Origin of the sequence: Methylohalomonas lacus (assembly GCF_024808875.1) — a bacterium.
Lineage (GTDB): Bacteria > Pseudomonadota > Gammaproteobacteria > Methylohalomonadales > Methylohalomonadaceae > Methylohalomonas > Methylohalomonas lacus.
Genome location: NZ_JANUCT010000013.1, coordinates 44,846 through 63,951, shown reverse-complemented (window position 1 = coordinate 63,951; position 19,106 = coordinate 44,846). Strand labels below are relative to the sequence as shown.

Annotated in this window: 19 protein-coding genes; 2 read left to right on the top strand and 17 right to left on the bottom strand. The window is 62.3% G+C overall.

Going from position 1 to position 19,106, the window contains the following annotated elements:
* Position 1: 1 nt before the first annotated feature.
* From J2T55_RS09675 to nikB, 4 genes are read right to left on the bottom strand one after another with little or no spacing between them, the layout of a single operon-like run.
* The gene (locus J2T55_RS09675) at positions 2-895 is read right to left on the bottom strand and encodes a TraB/GumN family protein (protein WP_259055930.1); all 894 of its coding nucleotides are present in this window, start codon (positions 893-895) and stop codon (positions 2-4) included.
* Position 896: 1 nt separating this feature from the next.
* The gene (nagZ, locus tag J2T55_RS09670; RefSeq protein WP_259055929.1) at positions 897-1,955 is read right to left on the bottom strand and encodes a beta-N-acetylhexosaminidase; all 1,059 of its coding nucleotides are present in this window, start codon (positions 1,953-1,955) and stop codon (positions 897-899) included.
* A 17-nt stretch (positions 1,956-1,972) separates the two neighbouring features.
* A complete protein-coding gene (locus J2T55_RS09665; protein ID WP_259055896.1) occupies positions 1,973-2,785 on the bottom strand; it encodes an ABC transporter permease in 813 nt (270 codons plus the stop codon).
* Positions 2,782-3,708 carry a nickel ABC transporter permease gene (gene nikB / locus J2T55_RS09660; RefSeq protein WP_259055895.1) on the bottom strand — a complete coding sequence of 309 codons (927 nt, stop codon included), beginning with the start codon at positions 3,706-3,708 and terminating at the stop codon, positions 2,782-2,784. Before nikB ends, J2T55_RS09665 begins: the two co-directional genes overlap by 4 nt.
* A 93-nt stretch (positions 3,709-3,801) precedes the next feature.
* Between nikB and J2T55_RS09655 the strand changes: the two genes are divergently transcribed.
* Positions 3,802-4,302: a hypothetical protein gene (locus tag J2T55_RS09655; RefSeq protein ID WP_259055894.1), complete on the top strand. Its 501-nt coding sequence runs from the start codon at positions 3,802-3,804 to the stop codon at positions 4,300-4,302.
* A 262-nt stretch (positions 4,303-4,564) separates the two neighbouring features.
* Here the strand turns inward: J2T55_RS09655 and J2T55_RS09650 are convergent, their stop codons facing one another.
* The 10 genes from J2T55_RS09650 to J2T55_RS09605 form a co-directional block, all read right to left on the bottom strand.
* Positions 4,565-5,038, bottom strand: coding sequence for a L,D-transpeptidase family protein (locus tag J2T55_RS09650; RefSeq protein ID WP_407660073.1), 474 nt, complete (start codon positions 5,036-5,038; stop codon positions 4,565-4,567).
* An 8-nt stretch (positions 5,039-5,046) separates the two neighbouring features.
* Positions 5,047-6,540, bottom strand: coding sequence for an ABC transporter substrate-binding protein (locus J2T55_RS09645; protein WP_259055892.1), 1,494 nt, complete (start codon positions 6,538-6,540; stop codon positions 5,047-5,049).
* A 3-nt stretch (positions 6,541-6,543) separates the two neighbouring features.
* Positions 6,544-7,878: a 23S rRNA (uracil(1939)-C(5))-methyltransferase RlmD gene (rlmD, locus tag J2T55_RS09640; RefSeq protein ID WP_259055891.1), complete on the bottom strand. Its 1,335-nt coding sequence runs from the start codon at positions 7,876-7,878 to the stop codon at positions 6,544-6,546.
* A 7-nt stretch (positions 7,879-7,885) separates the two neighbouring features.
* Positions 7,886-8,674, bottom strand: a complete 789-nt coding sequence (locus J2T55_RS09635; protein ID WP_259055890.1) for a 3'-5' exonuclease — start codon at positions 8,672-8,674, stop codon at positions 7,886-7,888.
* Between the two features lie 18 nt (positions 8,675-8,692).
* Complete coding sequence (locus J2T55_RS09630) at positions 8,693-9,334, bottom strand: YdbL family protein (protein WP_259055889.1); 642 nt, start codon at positions 9,332-9,334, stop codon at positions 8,693-8,695.
* Positions 9,335-9,413: 79 nt separating this feature from the next.
* The gene (locus tag J2T55_RS09625; protein ID WP_259055888.1) at positions 9,414-11,492 is read right to left on the bottom strand and encodes a translocation/assembly module TamB domain-containing protein; all 2,079 of its coding nucleotides are present in this window, start codon (positions 11,490-11,492) and stop codon (positions 9,414-9,416) included.
* On the bottom strand, positions 11,455-12,354 hold the full coding sequence (gene cysM / locus J2T55_RS09620; RefSeq protein WP_259055887.1) for a cysteine synthase CysM: 900 nt from the start codon (positions 12,352-12,354) through the stop codon (positions 11,455-11,457). Before cysM ends, J2T55_RS09625 begins: the two co-directional genes overlap by 38 nt.
* A 106-nt stretch (positions 12,355-12,460) precedes the next feature.
* Positions 12,461-12,934: a cupin domain-containing protein gene (locus J2T55_RS09615; protein ID WP_259055886.1), complete on the bottom strand. Its 474-nt coding sequence runs from the start codon at positions 12,932-12,934 to the stop codon at positions 12,461-12,463.
* Between the two features lie 48 nt (positions 12,935-12,982).
* Positions 12,983-14,296, bottom strand: a complete 1,314-nt coding sequence (locus J2T55_RS09610; protein WP_259055885.1) for a succinylglutamate desuccinylase/aspartoacylase family protein — start codon at positions 14,294-14,296, stop codon at positions 12,983-12,985.
* Positions 14,297-14,343: 47 nt separating this feature from the next.
* A complete protein-coding gene (locus J2T55_RS09605) occupies positions 14,344-14,982 on the bottom strand; it encodes a murein L,D-transpeptidase catalytic domain family protein (protein ID WP_259055884.1) in 639 nt (212 codons plus the stop codon).
* Between the two features lie 138 nt (positions 14,983-15,120).
* On the opposite strand from J2T55_RS09605, the gene J2T55_RS09600 reads away from it, so the two are divergent.
* The gene (locus J2T55_RS09600) at positions 15,121-16,146 is read left to right on the top strand and encodes a sodium:calcium antiporter (RefSeq protein ID WP_259055883.1); all 1,026 of its coding nucleotides are present in this window, start codon (positions 15,121-15,123) and stop codon (positions 16,144-16,146) included.
* Between the two features lie 70 nt (positions 16,147-16,216).
* On the opposite strand, the gene rimI is transcribed toward J2T55_RS09600, so the two are convergent.
* From rimI to J2T55_RS09585, 3 genes are read right to left on the bottom strand one after another with little or no spacing between them, the layout of a single operon-like run.
* Complete coding sequence (gene rimI / locus J2T55_RS09595; protein WP_259055882.1) at positions 16,217-16,696, bottom strand: ribosomal protein S18-alanine N-acetyltransferase; 480 nt, start codon at positions 16,694-16,696, stop codon at positions 16,217-16,219.
* Positions 16,693-17,451 carry a uracil-DNA glycosylase gene (locus J2T55_RS09590; RefSeq protein ID WP_259055881.1) on the bottom strand — a complete coding sequence of 253 codons (759 nt, stop codon included), beginning with the start codon at positions 17,449-17,451 and terminating at the stop codon, positions 16,693-16,695. Before J2T55_RS09590 ends, rimI begins: the two co-directional genes overlap by 4 nt.
* Entirely contained in the window at positions 17,448-19,004 is a 1,557-nt protein-coding gene (locus J2T55_RS09585; RefSeq protein ID WP_259055879.1) for a 2-isopropylmalate synthase, read from the bottom strand. Before J2T55_RS09585 ends, J2T55_RS09590 begins: the two co-directional genes overlap by 4 nt.
* Between the last annotated feature and the right edge of the window lie 102 nt (positions 19,005-19,106).

Here is a 19,106-nt window from a genome sequence, read left to right as displayed (position 1 = left end):
GTCAGTACACCATCTGGACCTTGAAGCCCGCGTTCTCGAGCAGTGTCAGCACGCCCTCTGCGCCCGGCAGATGCATCGCACCAATCGCAACAAAGGCATCATCTTCCGCGATGATCGCGGCGATCCGTTGAGCCATGACACGATTGCGATCCCATAACAGCCGCTGCATGAGTTGTTTATACACCGCCCGATCCTGCAGATTGTATTTGTTGTGATACCTGAACAGGCCCGCCAGATCACGCTGCCGGTAGAGCGTCTTCATTTGCGCCATATCGCGCTGCAGATCCTCGTAATGACACAGTGTATCGACCAGCAGCCGCAGCTGGGCTGACTCGTCGAGGTCAGCAAACACTGCCAGCTGCTCTTCCATGGTCTCGAGACCGCGCACACTCATGCCGCGCTGTTCGGCCTTTTCCATCAGGACGAGATCCAGCGGCAGACCATTGTCCGGCGGCATATTCAGGGTCATGAATGCCGCCCAGGGTTTCAGCGACTGCGCCGCCAGCGGCGGAACACCGTGCCGGCCGAGCAAATCCTCGGCGCGTGTGTACAGATCGTCATCGAGTTGCTCACTCAGACGCCGGCCGTCGCTATAGAACATCTGCTGGGCAAAACCGAGCATCGCCGGACCGTCGAGTTCCGCTTCCATGACAAAATGGCTGGCATCTGCCAGCGCCGCGAGGACCGGCTCCGGCAGATCGGTAATCTCCGGATCGGAAACGTGGATGGTACCGTACAGGTAGCTGGTTGCCGAACCCGGCTTGCTGATGCGCCAGAGCAGGCCGCGGTCGTGGCGAATATCCACCGCCGCGGCCGGCTCGCGCAACTCCAGCGGCTGGCATTCGTAGGCGGCGGCTGGCGCCGCCAACAGTGCCAGCAACAGGACGGCGATCATTCTATACAAGCTGGTCATTATCCAGGTCCAGTTCCGGCGTCCGGTCCAGCGTACCGATCTCGGCTGCCAGCGTGCGCCACTGTTCCAGCTGCTGCAGTTCTGCCAGTGCGGGCGCACGCCGGCCTTGCATGCGCATCAGACGCGCCTGGGTCGCCGGCGGCGGCGCGGTCTTGACATGCTCGAGTACGGCCGCAGCACCGGCCTGGTTGTTACAGACGAGCAGCATGTCGCAACCGGCCGCCAGCGCGGCGTCGGCACGCGCCGCCATATCGCCGGCCACCGCGGCACCGCTCATGCCGAGGTCGTCACTGAAGATCGCGCCCTGAAAACCAAGCTGTTCACGCAGCACATCCTGCAACCAGACACGCGAAAATCCGGCCGGCCGGTCGTCCACCAGCGGATAGACCACGTGTGCCGGCATGATGGCGGCCAGGTGATTGTCGATCAGGTAGCGGAATACGCGCAGGTCTTCCATGAGAATGTCCTCGAAGCGGCGCTCATCGACCGGTAGCTCGTGATGCGAATCGGCAGCTACAGAGCCGTGGCCGGGAAAATGCTTGCCGACCGCCGCCATGCCGGCGCGCAGCATGCCGTCCATGTAGCGCCGCGCCAGCTGCATGACGCTGTCTACATCACGATGAAACGCGCGATCACCAATAACCTCGCTGACCCCCTTGTCGATGTCCAGCACCGGGGCAAAACTGAAATCGATGCCGACACCGCGTAATTCGGCCGCCATCAACCAGCCGGCGCGATCCGCCAGCGCCAGACCGTGTTCTTTGCCGCGATCGTAAACCCGGCCGAACAGACCGCAGGGCGGCAGGCGCGTGAATTCACCATGGAAGCGCTGTACCCGACCACCCTCGTGGTCGACGGCAACCAGCAGGTGCGGTTCGCGCAGATCATGGATTTCATGCACCAGCGCTTCCAGCTGGGCCACCGATTCAAAATTGCGCGCAAACAGGATGACACCGCCAGTGGCCGGATGCCGCAGCAGTTCGTATTCGTCGGCCTCGATGCGGCTGCCGCGCAGATCGAGCATCACCGGTCCCAGCGCCATGTCAGCTTGTCTCCGTGTCATTGTTTGTGATCGTCAAACCGCACGTCCATGCGATCGCGCAAGCGATCGCCGAGCAGGTTGACGCTCAGCACGATGATGAACACCGCCAGTCCCGGTGCGACCACCATATGGGGCGCGACCAGCATATACCGGGTGCCGTCGCGGATCATCGCCCCCAGCGAAGCCTCGGGCGGCTGTACGCCGAGACCGAGAAACGACAGCGTTGCCTCGGCGATCACCACCCCGGCCAGCTCGAAGGTCGCCTGAACGATCAGCGGACTCAGCACCAGCGGCAGGATATGGCGACGCGCGATCACCCAGTGGCCGCTGCCCAGCGACCGCGCCGCAGTCACGTGATCCAGGGTTTTTACCGACAACGCCTGGGCACGGGCCAGGCGTGCGAAGCCAACCCAGCCAACCGCCGCCAGCGCGAATACGGCGTTGCTGATGCCCGGGCCGAGTACCGCCGCCAGCGCGATCGCCAGCAGAATGCCGGGAAACGCCAGGAACACGTCGGTGATGAAGACGATGACGCGGTCGAACCAGCCGCCGAACCATGCACTGAACAGGCCAATCGTCGTACCAACCAGCAGCGACAGAAACACCACTGCAGCAGCGACGATAAACGAAGTGCGCGCGCCCACGATCAGGCGGTCCAGCACCGGCCGGCCGAGATCATCATACCCCAGCCAGGCGGCCGGTTGCGGAATCTCCAGGATGCGCGCCAAGCCGATCTGGTCCGGCGCCAGCGGCAACCACGGCGCCAGCAAGGCGGCCAGCGACCAGGCGGCGAGAATGGCCAGCGGCAGCTGACGCAGTACCCCGTTCATTCCGCCTCCAGGCGCACGCGCGGATCGAGCACGGCGTAGGTCAGATCCGTGAGCAGATTGACGCTGACATAGGTCAGGCTAATGAACAGGATGCAGGCCTGGACGACCGGGTAGTCGCGCTTCTGGATGGAATCGATCAGCAGCTGGCCGACGCCGGGCCAGTTGAATATCTGCTCGGTAACGACCGCACCGGTCAGCAAGGCACCCAGCTGCAGGCCGAGTACCGTCGTCACCGGCAGCAGCGCGTTGCCCAGGGCGTGGCGGCCGATCACGCGCAACGGACTGAAGCCGCGGGCGCGTGCGGCACGGATGTAGTCGCGACCGAGCTCCTCGAGCAGGGCGGTGCGAATCATGCGCGACTGCAGGGCAGCCAGCGCCGTGCCCAGGGTCAGCGCCGGCAGAATGACCGAGGCCGGGCCCTGCATGCCGCTGACCGGCAACCAGCCGAACCAGTAGGCAAACACCAGGATCAGCAGCGGCCCGAGCCAGAAATTCGGGATCGCCACGCCGGCCAGGGCAAATACCATGGCGCCGCGGTCAACGGCGCGGTTGTGATAGACCGCCGCCAGCACCCCCAGCGGCACGGCCAGCAGCAAGGCCAGCAGCAGGCTGGCGCCGGCCAGTACCGCGGTCACCGGGATACGCTCAGCCAACAGCCCGGCAATCGGCCGCTTGGAATGCAGCGATACGCCCAGGTCGAACTGCAGCAGCTGCTGCATGTACTGCAGCCACTGCTGCCACAGCGGCAGATTCAGCCCCAGCGCCTCGCGCAGGGCCTCGCGGTCGGTCACGCCGGCGGACTCGCCCAGCATGACCTCTACCGGGTCACCCGGAACCAGGTGCAGTAACAGGAAGACGACGCTGGAAACACCGAAGATGACCAGCGCGCTGGAAGCCAGGCGTAAAGCGATATAGCGCAGCATGTGAACGAATTATCAATGCATCAGCGGCGGCGCGCAAAATGCGCGCAGGTTAAGTAGAATGGGTACATCAGTAAAATTCAGGGACGGACCACCATGAGTTTCTATGACGGCAGCCGTGACTTTTTCGCTTTCGTTGTCCGCGCCATCGGCCTGATACTGCTGTTGTTCGGCCTGTGGCTGGCGCTGGAAGTGCTCAACGAAGCCTGGCAACTGTATCACGAACCGCAACGGATCGAACGCTTTGCCGAAGCCATCGAGCAGGGTTCGAACATCGACCGCAGTATTGCACCGCTGCAGCTGGAAGCACCTGACCGATCCGGCGCCCGGGGCGATGAACTCGACCGTTATGGCCCGGACGGCGCGCCGACGGCACAACGCGATCCCGCATCCGCTGCTGCCGAACCCCAGTACCGGCTCAGCCTGTCCTATTACGTTGCCTGGGTGATCGCCCTGCTGCTGCTGTTACTGCTGGCGCGCATTGCTCTCGGCGTGGTGCGCACCGGCGGCGAACTGGTGCTGTACGAAACACAGATGAAGCGCTTCGCCCGGGAACTCGTGCGCGAAACCGTGCGCGAGGAAACCGACAAGCGTTGATTGGTTGATTGAAGCTGTTTCGCTGTCAAGGAAAATTGCAATTTCATTAGCCCTCTAACCAGTTAACTCATTAACCAGCGACCATCCACATTCCATTCCCTCCCCCTCAACGGGGGAGGGTCGGGGTGGGGGTGATTGAATTATCGAGGCTGTTTAATTCACCCCCATCCCAGCTTCCCCCATCAAGGGGGAAGAGATAAAAGTGGCGCTACGCGCTTTTGATTGGCGCGCTCCCAGGAAAGCAGGCCTTGCCAATCACCGGTCACCCAATCCACACCGGCGTGCCGGTTTCAACTTCATCGAACAGTTCCATGATGTCGCTATTGCGCATGCGGATGCAGCCGCGCGAACCGGGCACGCCCAGTTCGACATCATCCGGCGTGCCGTGGATGTAGATGTAGCGGCGCTTGCTGTCGACCTCGCCGCCACGATTGATGCCGTCCTCGCAGCCGTCCAGCCAGAGAATGCGGGTCAGTATCCAGTCGCGGTCCGGTGCCGCCTGCCGCAGCTCGGGTGCATAGATTTCGCCAGTTGGCCGGCGGCCAACGAATACCGTACCCGCTGCACAGCCGGCACCGATCTTCTCGGCGATAACATGTTCGCCGCGTGGCGTACAAAAACTGTCCTGCCGTTCGCCGGCACCATTGCGTGCGGTAGACACATTGTAGCGGCGCAGCAGCTTCTCGCCGCGGTAGAGCGCCAGCGTCTGTTCGCCGATACTGATCTCTATACGCAGGTCGGTCGTCATTGTTCACGCTTCACTGTAATCAGGCCGTCGTAGTTGCCGTCGGGCGGCAGTTCATAATCGCGGATGCCCGGACGTTTCGCCAGCAAGTTGTCCTCATACCACAGCGGCACGTACGGCAGGGTCGCGTGCAGATGCGCTGCCAGCGCCTGGTAGACCAGCGCCTGATCATCGAGTTCGTCCAGGCTTTCAGCCTCCTCGATCAACGCATCGGCGATCGGATTATCATAGTGACCGCGGTTGGCGCCGGCCGGCGGCAGCGACTCACTGTGAAAGACATAGCGGTAGATATCCGGCAGTTTCAGACCGACCCAGGACAGGCTGTACATCTGGAACTGGCCGCTCTTGATGTCAGCGTAAAACGTGCCCCAGTCGTAGCTGCGGATCTCGACGTCGAAACCGACCTCCTTCAGCTGATGTTGGATGATCGTCGCCAGCCGGATGCGCGCCGGGTTGTTCGACGTCTTGTAAACGATCGCCGGACCGTCGCCGGCGGCATAACCGGCCTGTTCGAGCAAGGCCCGGGCACGTGCCGGATCGTGGGCGTAACCATCGAGTGTCGGATGCCCGGCCCAGTGATCGGCCGGCAGCAGGCCGCCGGCCGGACGCGCCGCGCCACCCAGTACATGTTCGATGATCGCGTCACGATCGATGGCGTAAGCAATAGCCTCGCGCACCAGCGGCTCACCAACCACCGGGTCGCGCAGGTTGAAACCCAGGTAACTGAAAATCGAGCCGCGCTTCGTCACCACCTCGACACCCTCGCGGTCCTGCATCCAGGTCAAAAGCTCCTGCGGCAGATCGCCCTGCGCCAGATCGATTTCGCCGCGCATGAGCTTGAGCACGCGCACGATCGGATCCTTGACCGTGACGATCTCGATACGCTGTTCGTCAGCGCGGCGTTCGAGCACGACGCGTTCCTCCGACGGCCAGCGTACCAGTCGCAACGGGCCACTACCGAGCGGACGCTGACCGAAGGCATGACCGCTGTCGATCTTTTCGGCCGGCAGGATGCCCAGTGTCAGACGGCCGGGAAACAGCGGGTCGGGCTTGCTCAGATGAAACACCAGCGTATCGCTGTCGATCACCTCGATGCTTTCGATCACCGTCAACGAGCCGCGGTGTGGCGAACCGGTTTTCGGATCCAGCACCGAGCGATAGGTCGCCGCAACGTCGGCGGCCGTCAGGCGATGGCCATGGTGAAACGGCCGCCGTGTGTCATGCAGTTCGAACCGATAGGTGCGCGGATCACTTTGCGACCAGTCGGCCAGCTCCGGCACCGGCCGATTGCTGGCGTCGAAATCGACCAGCCCGCGATAGAGCAGGCGGCTGATGCGATGCGATGCGGCATCGGTGGCAAAACGCGGATCCAGCGTCACCGGCCCGGCAGCAATACCGAGGCGAATGGTATCGCGGCCGTCGCCATTGTCGCAGGCACCGAGGCCCAGACACAGCAGCAGCCCGGCCAGGCAACGCCACACGTGCCGTGCCATCAGCTAGCAGGCCGCGCGCTGGAACAGGGCCAGTGACTCGACATGGGCGGTATGCGGAAACATGTCGAGTACGCCGGCGGCGACCAGTTCAAAACCATGCTCGTTGACCAGCGCGCCGCTGTCGCGCGCCAGCGTGGCCGGATTGCAGGAGACATAGGCGATGCGTTCGACACCGTTCCAGTTGAGTCGATCGATGAGTGTGGCGGCGCCGCTGCGCGGCGGGTCCAGTAGCACCTTGTTGTAACGCCGGTACATAAACGCCGCCTGCAAATCGTTGGCGGCCAGATCGGCGCTGAAGAACTCGGCATTGTCGATCTGATTGGCGAGCGCGTTGGCACGCGCGCGCTCGACCAGGGCAGCATCGCCCTCGACGCCGGTCACGCGTCCGGCCCGGCGTGCCAGCGGCAGCGAAAAATTGCCCAGCCCACAGAACAAATCGAGCACGCGATCGTCGGCCGTCGGTTGCAACCAGTCGATCACCCCGTCGATCAGCCGTTCATTGATCGACGGATTGACCTGGGTAAAGTCGGTCGGCCGGAACGCGAAGTCGATGGCATGCTTCGGCAGATGATAGCGCAGCGTTGCCGGTGTTGACGGATTCAGGGACTGAATCGTATCCGGTCCGCCAGGCTGCAGGAAGAAGCAAACCTCGTGCGTACGCTCGAACTGTTGCAGCAGTGCATGATCATCCGCGGTCAGCGGTGCCAGGTGACGCAACACCAGGGCGACGCGGTCCTCGCCGATAGCCACTTCAATCTGCGGCACCTGACGATACACGGTGAGGCTACCGATAAGTTCCGAAAGTGGCGTAATCAGTTCGCCCACCGACGGATGCAGGACTTCACAGCGTTCGATATCGGCCAGGAACGCACTACCGCGCTCGCGAAAACCGACCAGCACCTTTTCCTTCTTATCGACGTACTTTACACCCAGTCGTGCCTTGTGCCGGTAGCCCCATACCGGCGCGGTCATCGGCAGGCGCTCGGCCAGCGGCTGGACACCACCGATGTGTTTCAGCTGTTGCATCAGTGCCTGCTGCTTGTGGCGGATCTGGGCGCTGGCGTCAAGATGCTGCAGGCGGCAGCCACCGCAGATGCCGAAGTGTGGACACTTTGGCTGCACCCGTTCGCTGCTGGCGTGAATGACGCCGACGACCTCGGCCTCATCCATGCGCTTGCGGCGCTTGTGGTAACGTGCGCGCACGGTTTCGCCGGGCAGCGCCCCGTCGATAAAAGTCGCCTTGCCGTCGATGTGTGCGACACCTCGGCCTTCCGGTGACAGCGAGTCGATCGTGGCCTCGAACACGACCGGCGTTTTGCTCTGCTGACGGCGGGACATAGGCGGGCTAGTTGGCAGTCGTTTCCGGCCAGGCCTGCAGAAACTCGTCCAGGTGCGGCCGTGTTTCGGCGCGTAGATAATCGCGCAGCTGTCGGCACTGGTCGTCGAACCACTGGCGATCGCGGCGGCCGCGCAGCAATTCATAGCGCAGGTAGACAAGATAGGTATTGAGCACGTCGGTCTCGCAATAGTCGCGAATGCCGGCGATGTCATTATCCAGATAGCGTTCCCAGACATCGCCGCCACTGATGTCGAGCTTGCCGGGGAAACCGAGCATTACCGCGATTTCATGTAATGGCGCCGAGGCCCGGCCCTCGTGCCCGGCGAGCACATCCATGAGGTCCGTATGCCGCTGGTGGAAGCGATTCAGGTAATTGTTCCACTTGAAGCTGTTGTCGTCATCGCCGGTATCCCAATACTTCGGTGCCGAGATACCGTGCAACAGCGCGCGGTAATGCAGTACCGGCAGGTCGAAGCCGCGACCGTTCCAGCTGACCAGCGTCGGGATATAGCGTTCGATACCGTCGAAAAAGCGTTCGACGATCTCGGCTTCGCTGGAATCGACATCACCCAGCGTCCACAGACTCATCTTGTCGCCGCTTTTCAGCAACACGGAAATCGCCACGACGCGCTGCAAATGATGGCGGATGAAGTCACTCTGACCGGCGGTTTCCTGACGCCGCCGGCTGAACATCACTTCGGCGGCCTCGGCCTCACTCAGGCCTGCCAGGTTGTAAAGACGGGCGGCTGATTCGGTATCCGGCACCGTCTCGATATCAAATACCAGAATATTCATAAAACGCTGTTATCCGAACTATTTCTGTACCCAGTCACCGCCGGCGCTCTGGTACCACCAGCCCGACGGTGCATTGGCCACCCAGCGCTTGGCGAAAATCGCCTGGATGTCGGACTTCCATTCCGGATGACCATTGGCACTCGCCACCTCACGGTACAGCGCTTCGCGATCATTGTTCTCGTCGGCCACCAGCTTTTTGACGTTGTTGCGATCCTTCAACGGTATGGCAGATTCATCGCGCAGGGTGATGAAGCCATTGCTGTCCATGCCAACCGCACCGCTTTCGTAGTACGGCTTGAGTTTCTCGTGGCGCGCATTCATCGCGCTTTGCAGCTTGTTGATGCCGGGCGTGGAGATGGTGATATCCGGCTGCTGTGCGTGCGCCGCCGGCACCACGAAATCGAGCAAGCCTGTCAGCGCGCGCTGGCCAAAGGTGTCGTGCAGCCCGGACTGTGGCTCCGGCGACGCCTCGTCACTGGACGATTCCGGCGCGGCGGGTTCGCCGTAGACACCGCGGATAAAACGATCGGCGGCATTTTCTGCGGCAGCGGCCGGGAAATAGACATTGACCGTTACGCAGGCACTCAGCAGCGCCAGTCCGGCGATCAGCCAGATTGACGGCGACCGCGACAAAACAGCAGATTCAGTTGATGATTGCATGCGCTTTACTCCCTGGTGAACCCAGTGTGGTTAATGTCTTTGACCGCGAACGGCACGATTGATTGCGCCGATGATACGCTCAGTCGATCTCGACCTCGCTTTCGGCGATCTGTTGAAAGCCGGCGATCAGCGCGTCCCAGGCAATGACCGAACCGGCCAGCCTGACTTCCACCCAGGGCGGCAACAGGCCGCCGCGGGTCAGGAGATAGTACCCGTCATTGTAGCGCTCGACACCGCCGAGTTCGCAAAAACCATTGGCAAGCCGGCAGCTGACGCCGAGTTCACCGTAGGAATACTCGTCAAAATAGCGCAGAAAGCCGCGCGACAGCGCGCCACTCAGGCCGCCACCGATCTGCGTCAGGTTGTTCAGCGCCTTCTGGCTGATGCGGTGGCGGGTATCGCCGTCGTCCAGTGTCGACAGGCTGGCATCAAAGGCGACCGGCTGCCAGTTCTCCAGCCGGAGACCGTGGATATGGCCGCTGAGACGGCCGGTAATCTTACCAAAGGCAAAGGTTTCGGTCAGGCGCTCGAGATCAATGTCGCGCACGTCGACATCCGCAGCAAGCACCGGCAGGTTGCCGAACAGGTCGCGCACGGCCAATTCGCGGATGGTCACCCGGCCATCGAACATGTGCACCAGCAGCTCGCCGTCCATGCGCAGATCACCGCCTTGGTAGTTCAGTCCGGCAAACTCGCCGGTCAGCGTACCGCCCAGCTCCGGCCAGCCGAGTGCTGCCGTCAGCGTTGGCAGTGACACCGCCTGCACAGCGCCGGCCAGATGCATTTCGAATGCGGCCGTACCGACGTTGCGCAAATCCAGCTCACTGATATTCAGCGTGCCATCGAGCAGTGCCACGTCCTGCCAATCGGTGACCCGGATACTGAAGTCATCGCTGACTAGCGAAATGGCGCCCGCGCCCAGCTGCAACTGGTAGACATCGATGCGCTCCCAGCTGACCCTGGAGGCATGTTGCCGGGCACGCGTCATCTGAATGTCGGTACTCAGGTCACTGATACCGAAACGGTCGCGCGGATCGCGGATGTCGACATCATCGAACTGCAGGCCCAACGCGCTGATCCCGGTTTCATCGAGACCGATCTCCAGCGCCGCCTGGCCACCGAGTTCAATATCGTTATAACTGCTGTCGATCAGCCATGGCTGCAGATAGACGGGGAAGGCCCGCGTCAGGTCGACGGACGGCACAGTCACTGCCAGCGCCTGCAGACCGCCAGCAGTACCGAGCCGCAGGCGGCCGGCACCATTCAGGCGGATGACTTCAGGATGATGGTAATTCAAATCCTGGATCGTGACCTGCGCCGTGACCGGCGCATAGCCGAAGACCGCATCCAGGTGGATGGGCTGCCCGGCAACGGCGATGTAAAACCCCGGCGGCGTCTGGTAGCCCGGCAATGGCGGCACGAGGTACAGCTCGCCGGCAGTCAGGTTCAGCTGCAGTTCATTCTGCCAGTCACCGTTTTGCCGCCGCGCGGTCAGTTGCAGGTCACCGGCAACGTCCTGGGCCACGCTGTCGCCGTTATAGTTCAATTCCTGGACGGCCATATCGGCGACAACCTCGGTCAGCGGCCAGCCCGCCGCCTGGATACGGCCGTCCAGGCGCCCGGACAGGGCCGGCAGCGCCAATCCGACCTGCTGCAACAGCGGTTGCAGCTGGCCTGGATCAACAGCCGTCAGATCGGCCGTGATCGCCCACTCCGATCCGGGTCGGGCCACCTGCAGATCGATGCGGCCCGCCGCCAGCCCGAGGCCGGTCAATTCGGCGTGCTCCAGCCCCTGTCCGAAGGCGTAACGAAAACTCACGGCGCCGTTCAGCCGGCCGAGGTCGGCGTGCGTCAACGCCAACCGGCCACTCTCGCATGCCACATGCGCGAGCGTCAGTCGCGCCCGACACTGCAGGCTGACATCCCTGACAACGTCGGCGGCATTCAGTGCGAGTTCGTCCGCCTGCAACTCGAACCGATGTTCACCGGCGGCGTTCTGCTCGATACGTATATCGACCTGCCGCAGCGTCAGCGCTTCATGTTCGAGTTCGGCAAACTGCAGCGATAGCAGCGGCTCGGCGGCGCCCGGCGATGCCGCCAGCAGCAGCAGGCAGGCGAGACTACGCCGGAAAAATGTTCGTCGAGAGGTAACGGTCACCGCGGTCGCAGATGATGGTCACGATTACAGCGTTGTCGACTTCCTGCGAAAGTTGCAGCGCCGACCACATGGTGCCGCCGGAAGAGACGCCGGCAAAAATGCCTTCCTGGCTGGCCAGCGCCCGGGTGGTGGTCTCGGCCTCTTCCTGGCCGACGTCGATGATCCGATCCACGCGCGAGCGGTCGAAAATCTTCGGCAGGTAGGCTTCCGGCCAGCGGCGGATGCCGGCAATGCTGGCACCGTCCTTCGGCTGCACGCCGACGATCTGGATGTCGGGATTCTGCTCCTTCAGGTACCTCGACACGCCCATGATGGTGCCGGTGGTGCCCATGGAACTGACGAAGTGTGTGACCCGGCCGCCGGTATCGCGCCAGATCTCCGGGCCGGTGGTTTCATAGTGCGCCTGCGGATTGTCCGGGTTGGCGAACTGGTTCAACACCAGGCCCTCGCCCTTGCGGCCCATGTCGTCGGCGCGGTCGCGCGCCTCCTCCATGCCGCCGGCTTCCGAGACCAGAATCAGCTCGGCGCCAAAGGCCTTCATTACCGCGCGACGTTCCAGGCTCAGGTGTTCGGGCATGATCAGCACCAGCCGATAACCGCGCATGGCTGCGACCATGGCCAACGCGATACCGGTGTTGCCGCTGGTCGCTTCGACCAGCGTATCGCCAGGCTTGATGTCGCCACGCGCCTCGGCATGGGTGATCATCGACAGCGCCGGGCGGTCCTTGACCGAACCGGCCGGGTTGTTGCCCTCAAGCTTGCCGAGGACGACATTGTCGGTTGCGCCGGGCAGACGCTGCAGTCGCACCAGCGGCGTGTTACCGACAGTGGCTTCAAGTGTTGGATAATCAGCTCGGGGCATACATCAGGTCTTCAATCAACAGGCGTCACGGGCATGAATCGTGGATCGTGAATCATGGCTATTGGCAGCAATCATGCCAGATTCGCGTAACCGAAACGAGCACGGCCTATTCTGTGGGGACGATGTCGATAACCAGGGCGCGGACCGGTGCATCCGAGCGGTTTTCCCACCAATGGGCGACGCCGCTGCGCTCCTGTGCTACGTCACCGGCGGTGCGAGTCACCGGTTCCGGCCGATCGTTGCGATGCTCGATAATCTCGCCCTCGAGAATGTAGGCATAGCCCGGCCGCGAGTCGTGCTCGTGTATGGCGATAACACCGCCCGGGTCGATGGTGATCTCGCGGATACGAAACTCATGGCCGTCCATGCCCGCGAATTCCTCCACCAGGGCCAGTGAGCCGAGCTTCTCGACCCCGGCGACGCCGCGGGTTTCCGCGGGCCCTTCCAGCTGCTTGCCGGCGGCGGTGGCGTATTCGCTGTCGGGGACAACCTCATCATCGGCTTCATGCGCCGCCAGTGCCGGCGCCAGCAGTACCAGGCCGACCACGGTCAACCAACGGCAAAAGCGAGTCAGGCTCATGCTTGCGTCTCCTGTCTGGAAATGAGATCCGGACTATAACAGAGACGGCTACTCCGTGGCCTCGGTGTCCGGCGGTACATCAACCGCGGCGGTGTCCTGTTCGTCCGACTCGTCGGATTCTGACTCGTTATCGCGGTCGCGGGTTTTGTCAGTGTCGTCGATGGCCAGGTCGGCCTCCTCGACGATCTGCTCTTCGGTCTTGCGGATGCCGATATGGTAAGCCGCATAGCCGGGCCGCATGGACTGGTTCAGCGCCATGCCGATAACGCGGCCGGCAACGGGCGAATGAATGGCATTGCGGCTGTTGGTGATCGGATCGACGATAGTGCCCAGCAGTTCACCCTCATCGACCGTGTCACCGAGATTGACGCTGCTGGTCAATATGCCGTTGTCCTCGGCCCGCACCCATTCCGACTTGTAATAGATGGGTTGCGGCTCGCCCCAAAGTGAGAACCGCGGCACCATGTCGAGGTAGTTCAGCAGGCTGCGCAATGCCTTGAGGCCATGTTCGACCTGTTCCGATTGCACCCGCATCGGCTCGCCCGCTTCTACCGTCACCGCCGGTATGCCGGCACGGGTCGCGGCACCACGCAGGCTGCCGTCCGGACCCTCACCATGCAGTATCACCGTGGCGCCGAAACCCTTGGTCATTCTCAGCACATCATCGTTATTCAGATCCGCGCGCAGTTGCGGCATGTTCACGCGCTGAAACGAACCGGTGTGCAGGTCAACCAGGTAATCACAATGCTTGATCACCGATTCGAACAGTGAATAGGCAATGCGCGAGGCCGAGCTGCCATCCGGATTGCCGGGAAAGTAACGGTTCAGATCGCGGCGATCGGACAAGTAGCGCGAACCCAGACGAAAACCGTACAGGTTCACGATCGGCACGCCGATGATTGTGCCGTTCAGGCGTTCCGGATCGACATCGTAGAGCAGATTGCGCACGATCTCGACGCCGTTGAGTTCATCGCCGTGGACCGCGGCGGTCACGCACAGTGTCGGTCCGGCATTTACGCCGTGCGCCACCAGCACCGGTGTCGCCTCGGAAAGACCCGCCGAGTTCTCGCTGGCGTACCAGGACAGGCGCCGCATGCTGCCCGGCGCCACATCGTTATTCAGCAGGGTAAACGTCTGCGCCGCGTCATCGTCGCTGGCGCTCGCCGTCTTAGCGCCCGTTTCAGTCGGCGATTCGACTTGTGCCTCAGTGGCCGGCGTTTCATCGTCAGCCGTATCTTCTTCGATTACTGCCGACGTTTCCTCATCCGGTCGCTCGGTCTCGCCCTCGTCAGCCGCCAGTGGCGCTGCCAGCAAAGACAGCAGCAGTAACAACAGGCAGGATGTAAGGTTCAGGCTTTTCATGACTCTGTTCATCGACCGGCTGAAATCCGACAGGTTCCTGCCGACTGTCAATGAATTGCGTAGATCAAGGCACCGCCACGCAGTCGTGCGATGACTTCATCGCGATCGTCCGATTTCAGTGTAAAGCAACCGTGGCTGCGGCCGGGCTTGCCGAACCGATCGATGAAATCATTTTCCATGTAATGGTTGGCATGGATAACGATATTCCTGTCAAAAGCGTTGCGGTTCGAGGGCGACAGCCCCTTCAGTCGCAATGACAACCCATGACCGGCCTGTTCACTGACATAGGTCTCGCCGGTGAGAAAGAAACCGACCGAACTCATGTGACTGCCGTGGCGATCGCTGAAGGCGCTGGCAAAACCATCGTGCTCGGGGTCCGATCCCTTGCCATGCGCGACATGATAGCTCTCTACAACACGCTGCTGCTGCAGGTCGACAAGGTAAAAGCGCGGCTCCCAGGACGGCTGACGGTAATTGACCAGGGCTGCATACCGCCGGTTATCCAGCCTTTCCTGCATTTGCTCGTAACGTTCTACCAGCCGCTCAAGCTCCGCCGCCGGCGGCCGTGGCTCCAGTGCCGCCCCCACCCGCATGCCGGCAAGCAATAACAGCAGCAGTATCAGGCCCGGCCTGAATCCTTTACCGTAACGGCACATTGCCTGTATCCGGAAATGGCGTATGGCCATAAGATTGTATCCCCGCCCGGCGAACCGATTGGCTTCAGTTTAGACGGCTTTGCCCGATTGTCGATGAAATACCGGTTTTGAACATCGGCCAATCCGTTCTACAGTAATGCCGATACTCTCATCCGACAAATTGCCTTCATGTTCTCAACCCTCGGCAGCAGTATTGTCGTCTTTGCCATTGCCGCTGTCATTATCGCTGTAACCGGCGTGCGCCTGGCACAGCTGGCCGATGAACTGGCCGATCGGACCGGCTGGGGTGAAGCGCTGATGGGCGGGCTGTTTCTTGCCGGCATTACCTCATTGCCGGATTTCGCGGCCACGTTGACTGCCGCCGTTGATGGTTACGCCGCACTGGCCATGGGTAATGTCATGGGCAGCCTGGCCGTCAACCTGGTTTTTCTCTGCATCGGCGACATCTTCTACCGCAAGGCCAATCTCGAACACGCCGCGGCAACCTCGCCCAATCTTATCCAGGCCGCCCTGTTCATCGGCCTGCTGGTCATCCCCCTGCTTGCCATGGTCACGGTGCCGGTCGCTGTGCTCGGTATTCACCCGATCACGCCGCTACTGGTATGCAGCTATATTCTGGGTTACCGCCTCGTGCAAAGCAGCCAATACCGGCCCATGTGGATACCGCGGCGCACTTCGCAGACCGTGGTCGACCAGCCGGACCAGGCCGGCAATGACAACCAGCGCGCCGGACTGCGGTTATGGCTGGTGTTCGCCCTGCTGGCGCTGCTGATTGCGACTTCCGGCTGGGCGCTGATGAACGCCGCCGAGACCATTGCCAGCGAAACCGCCCTGTCCGAATCCGCGGTCGGCACCCTGTTCACGGCATTCTTTACTTCCCTGCCCGAGCTGGTCACGACCATTGCGGCTGTTCGCTACGGCGCCCTGACACTCGCGGTCAGCAACATCCTCGGCACCAACTGCTTTAACATCCTGGTGTTTGCCGCCGCGGACATCGCCTATCGCGACGGTTCCATCTACCACGCCATCGGCACGCCGCAGCTCGCCTGGGGGCTGCTCACGATCCTCATGACCGCCATTCTGCTGCTCGGCTTCATCTGCCGGGAACGCGACGGCATCGGCCGTATCGGTTTCGAGAGTTTCCTGATCCTGTTGCTTTATGCTGCTGCCGCCACGATCACCCTGTTGGCCTGAGCAAACACGATGCCGCAACCGCTGCTGGCAGCATGAAGCCGGCACGCCATATCGTGCCAACACCTGGCAGCTAACCCCAGTCGCCGGTCGCCAGGGTCTTTGCCAGGATCAGCGCATCCTCGCGGCCGCTGGCCGCCGGATAATAATCGCGCCGGATGCCGACCTGATTAAAGCCCATGCTGTCATAAAGATGAATGGCTGATTTGTTGGTCGGGCGGACCTCGAGAAATGCCGTATCCGCGCGGTACTCACTGGCCAGGCCGAGCAGGTGTTCGAGCATGAAGCGCCCCAGTCCCCGATTCTGCAGCGCCGGACTGATGCAGACATTGAGTATGTGGCACTCGCCGGCACCGATGGTCATGATGCCGTAACCGTCGACGGGATTCTGCTGCCCCATGATCCAGCAGGAATAACCAACCCGCAGGCAGTCATGGAAGATACCCGGCGTCCACGGATAATCGTAGGCGCTGTTCTCGATGGCCAGCACCACCTCGACGTCGGTTTCGCGCATCGGCCGGAACTGCGGTTCCGGTTTCAGGACGGCACTCACGCCGCAGCCCCACTGCGAGCTTCATGGTAAATCTGTCGCGCCAGCAGTAAATCCTGCCACGCCTTGCGCTTGTCGGCCGGCGATCGCAGCAGGTAGGCCGGATGATAGGTCACCACCACCGGCACCTTTGTCACGGTCTCCGCCGCTACCTGGTACTCCAGTCGCTGGCCGCGCAGTTTGCCGATCGGCGTGTCGGTCTTGAGCAGGTTCTGTGCCGCGACACGGCCGACGGCGAGAATGATCTTCGGCTTCAGCAGGGCGATCTGCTGCTTGAGATAGGGCTCGCAGGCCGCTACTTCCTCGGGCTTCGGGTCGCGGTTTTTCGGCGGCCGGCTTTTCAGGATGTTGGCGATGTAGACATCCTCGCGCGCGTAACCCAGCGCCTCGAGCATGGCATTGAGCAGCTTGCCGGCGCGGCCGACGAACGGCTCGCCCTGCTGATCCTCATCGCGGCCGGGCGCCTCGCCGACGATCAGCCAGTCCGCCTGCCGGTTGCCGACGCCGAACACCGCCTGCGTTCGTGTCCGGTACAGCTCGCACTTGGTGCACTCGACCACCTCGCGTTCGAGCTGCGACCAGGCCGCCGTCACGTCGGCACCGAGCGGCGCGGCCACGGGTTCTGCCGCTTGCGCCGCCACTGCCTGGGATTCGGCAGCCGTTTCATCCACCGCAGCGCGCGACCGCCAGACCGGGATATCCAGCGCCTGCAGATACTGACGCTGACGCTCGGACAGGCCGGCCGCGCGGTCGCTCATATCTGGCTGGCCGCCTGCGGGTGCGTCCGCTCGCCGGTCTGCAGGGCCTTGTTCAGGGCATTGAGATAGGCCTTGGCCGAGGCGATAACAATGTCGGTATCGGACCCCTGGCCATTGACGATGCGGCCACGCTTGTCGAGCCGCACGGTGACCTCGCCCTGCGAATCGGTGCCGGTGGTGATATTGTTGACCGAATACAGCTGCAGGTCGCAACCGCTCTTGACCAGCGACTCGATCGCCTTGAACGTGGCGTCGACCGGACCGCCGCCCTCGGCGGAGATGCTCTGTTCCTTGCCATCGACCAGCAGGGTAACCTGCGCGACCGGCGTCTCACCGGTTTCCGAGCACACGCGCATGCCGACCAGCTTGAAGCGTTCCTTGACCGAGTCGTGGATGACCTCGGAGACCAGCGCCTGCAAATCCTCGTCGTAGATCTCGTGCTTCTTGTCGGCGAGATCCTTGAACCGGCTGAACGCGCTGTTGAGTTCTTCCTCGCGGGCGAAGTCGATGCCGATTTCCTTGAGCCGCGCCTTGAAGGCATTGCGGCCGGAATGTTTGCCGAGCACCATGCGGTTGGTGTTCCAGCCGACGTCCTCGGCCTTCATGATCTCGTAGGTCTCGCGGTTCTTGAGCACGCCGTCCTGGTGAATACCGGACTCGTGCGCGAACGCGTTGGCGCCGACGACGGCCTTGTTCGGCTGCACGACGAAACCGGTGATGGTCGATACCAGCCGTGAACAATTGATGATCTCGGTGGTCTCGAGGTCAACGTTGCATGGAAACACGTCCTGGCGCGTGCGCACGCTCATGGCGATCTCTTCCAGCGCCGCGTTGCCGGCACGCTCGCCGAGACCATTGATGGTGCATTCAACCTGGCGCGCGCCGTTCAACACGGCGGCCAGGGAGTTGGCCACCGCCAGGCCGAGGTCATTGTGGCAGTGCACGGAGAACACCGCCTTGTCCGAGTTCGGAATGTTTTCACGCAAACGCCGGATCAAGTCACCGAACTGGCTGGGCAGGTTGTAGCCGACAGTATCGGGAATGTTGATCGTATTGGCGCCGGCGTCGATCGCTGCCTCGACAATGCGGCAGAGAAAGTCGAATTCCGAACGCCCGGCATCCTCGGCCGAAAACTCGACATCATCGGTATGACCGCGCGCGCGCTTGACCGCCCGTACCGCCTGCTCGACGACCTGGTCCGGCTCCATGCGCAGCTTCGTCTGCATGTGAATGGGCGACGTGGCGATAAATGTGTGTATGCGTTTCGAGGCGGCCGGCTTGAGCGCCTCGGCGGCAATATCGATGTCCTTGTCCAGCGCGCGGGCGAGACCACAGATCGTGCTGTCCCTGACGATCTCGGCAACCGCCTGTACAGACTCGGCATCTCCGGGGCTGGCGGCCGGGAACCCGGCCTCGATGACGTCGACGCGCATGCGCTCCAGCGCCTTGCCGATGCGCATCTTCTCGTCCTTGGTCATGGAGGCGCCGGGACTTTGTTCACCGTCGCGCAAGGTCGTATCGAATATATAAAGTTTGTCTTTATTGGCACTCATAGCTCTTCTTCCTGCATTGCGCCCGAGTGTAGACAGATGGCTCGAACGCGACAACTGTAAATGGCTTGGGCCGGGTTAACGACCGACGGTACAACGGGATTT

Excerpts from the sequence above, each read along its gene's own strand:
- J2T55_RS09665 (WP_259055896.1), bottom strand. The coding sequence starts at position 2,785 with ATGAACGGGGTACTGCGTCAGCTGCCGCTGGCCATTCTCGCCGCCTGG.
- J2T55_RS09655 (WP_259055894.1), top strand. The coding sequence starts at position 3,802 with ATGAGTTTCTATGACGGCAGCCGTGACTTTTTCGCTTTCGTTGTCCGC.
- J2T55_RS09600 (WP_259055883.1), top strand. The coding sequence starts at position 15,121 with ATGTTCTCAACCCTCGGCAGCAGTATTGTCGTCTTTGCCATTGCCGCT.
- J2T55_RS09630 (WP_259055889.1), bottom strand. The coding sequence starts at position 9,334 with ATGCAATCATCAACTGAATCTGCTGTTTTGTCGCGGTCGCCGTCAATC.
- nikB (WP_259055895.1), bottom strand. The coding sequence starts at position 3,708 with ATGCTGCGCTATATCGCTTTACGCCTGGCTTCCAGCGCGCTGGTCATC.
- J2T55_RS09610 (WP_259055885.1), bottom strand. The coding sequence starts at position 14,296 with ATGAAAAGCCTGAACCTTACATCCTGCCTGTTGTTACTGCTGCTGTCT.
- J2T55_RS09645 (WP_259055892.1), bottom strand. The coding sequence starts at position 6,540 with ATGGCACGGCACGTGTGGCGTTGCCTGGCCGGGCTGCTGCTGTGTCTG.
- cysM (WP_259055887.1), bottom strand. The coding sequence starts at position 12,354 with ATGCCCCGAGCTGATTATCCAACACTTGAAGCCACTGTCGGTAACACG.
- J2T55_RS09605 (WP_259055884.1), bottom strand. The coding sequence starts at position 14,982 with ATGGCCATACGCCATTTCCGGATACAGGCAATGTGCCGTTACGGTAAA.
- J2T55_RS09675 (WP_259055930.1), bottom strand. The coding sequence starts at position 895 with ATGATCGCCGTCCTGTTGCTGGCACTGTTGGCGGCGCCAGCCGCCGCC.
- nagZ (WP_259055929.1), bottom strand. The coding sequence starts at position 1,955 with ATGGCGCTGGGACCGGTGATGCTCGATCTGCGCGGCAGCCGCATCGAG.
- rlmD (WP_259055891.1), bottom strand. The coding sequence starts at position 7,878 with ATGTCCCGCCGTCAGCAGAGCAAAACGCCGGTCGTGTTCGAGGCCACG.
- J2T55_RS09590 (WP_259055881.1), bottom strand. The coding sequence starts at position 17,451 with ATGAGCGACCGCGCGGCCGGCCTGTCCGAGCGTCAGCGTCAGTATCTG.
- J2T55_RS09585 (WP_259055879.1), bottom strand. The coding sequence starts at position 19,004 with ATGAGTGCCAATAAAGACAAACTTTATATATTCGATACGACCTTGCGC.
- J2T55_RS09615 (WP_259055886.1), bottom strand. The coding sequence starts at position 12,934 with ATGAGCCTGACTCGCTTTTGCCGTTGGTTGACCGTGGTCGGCCTGGTA.
- J2T55_RS09635 (WP_259055890.1), bottom strand. The coding sequence starts at position 8,674 with ATGAATATTCTGGTATTTGATATCGAGACGGTGCCGGATACCGAATCA.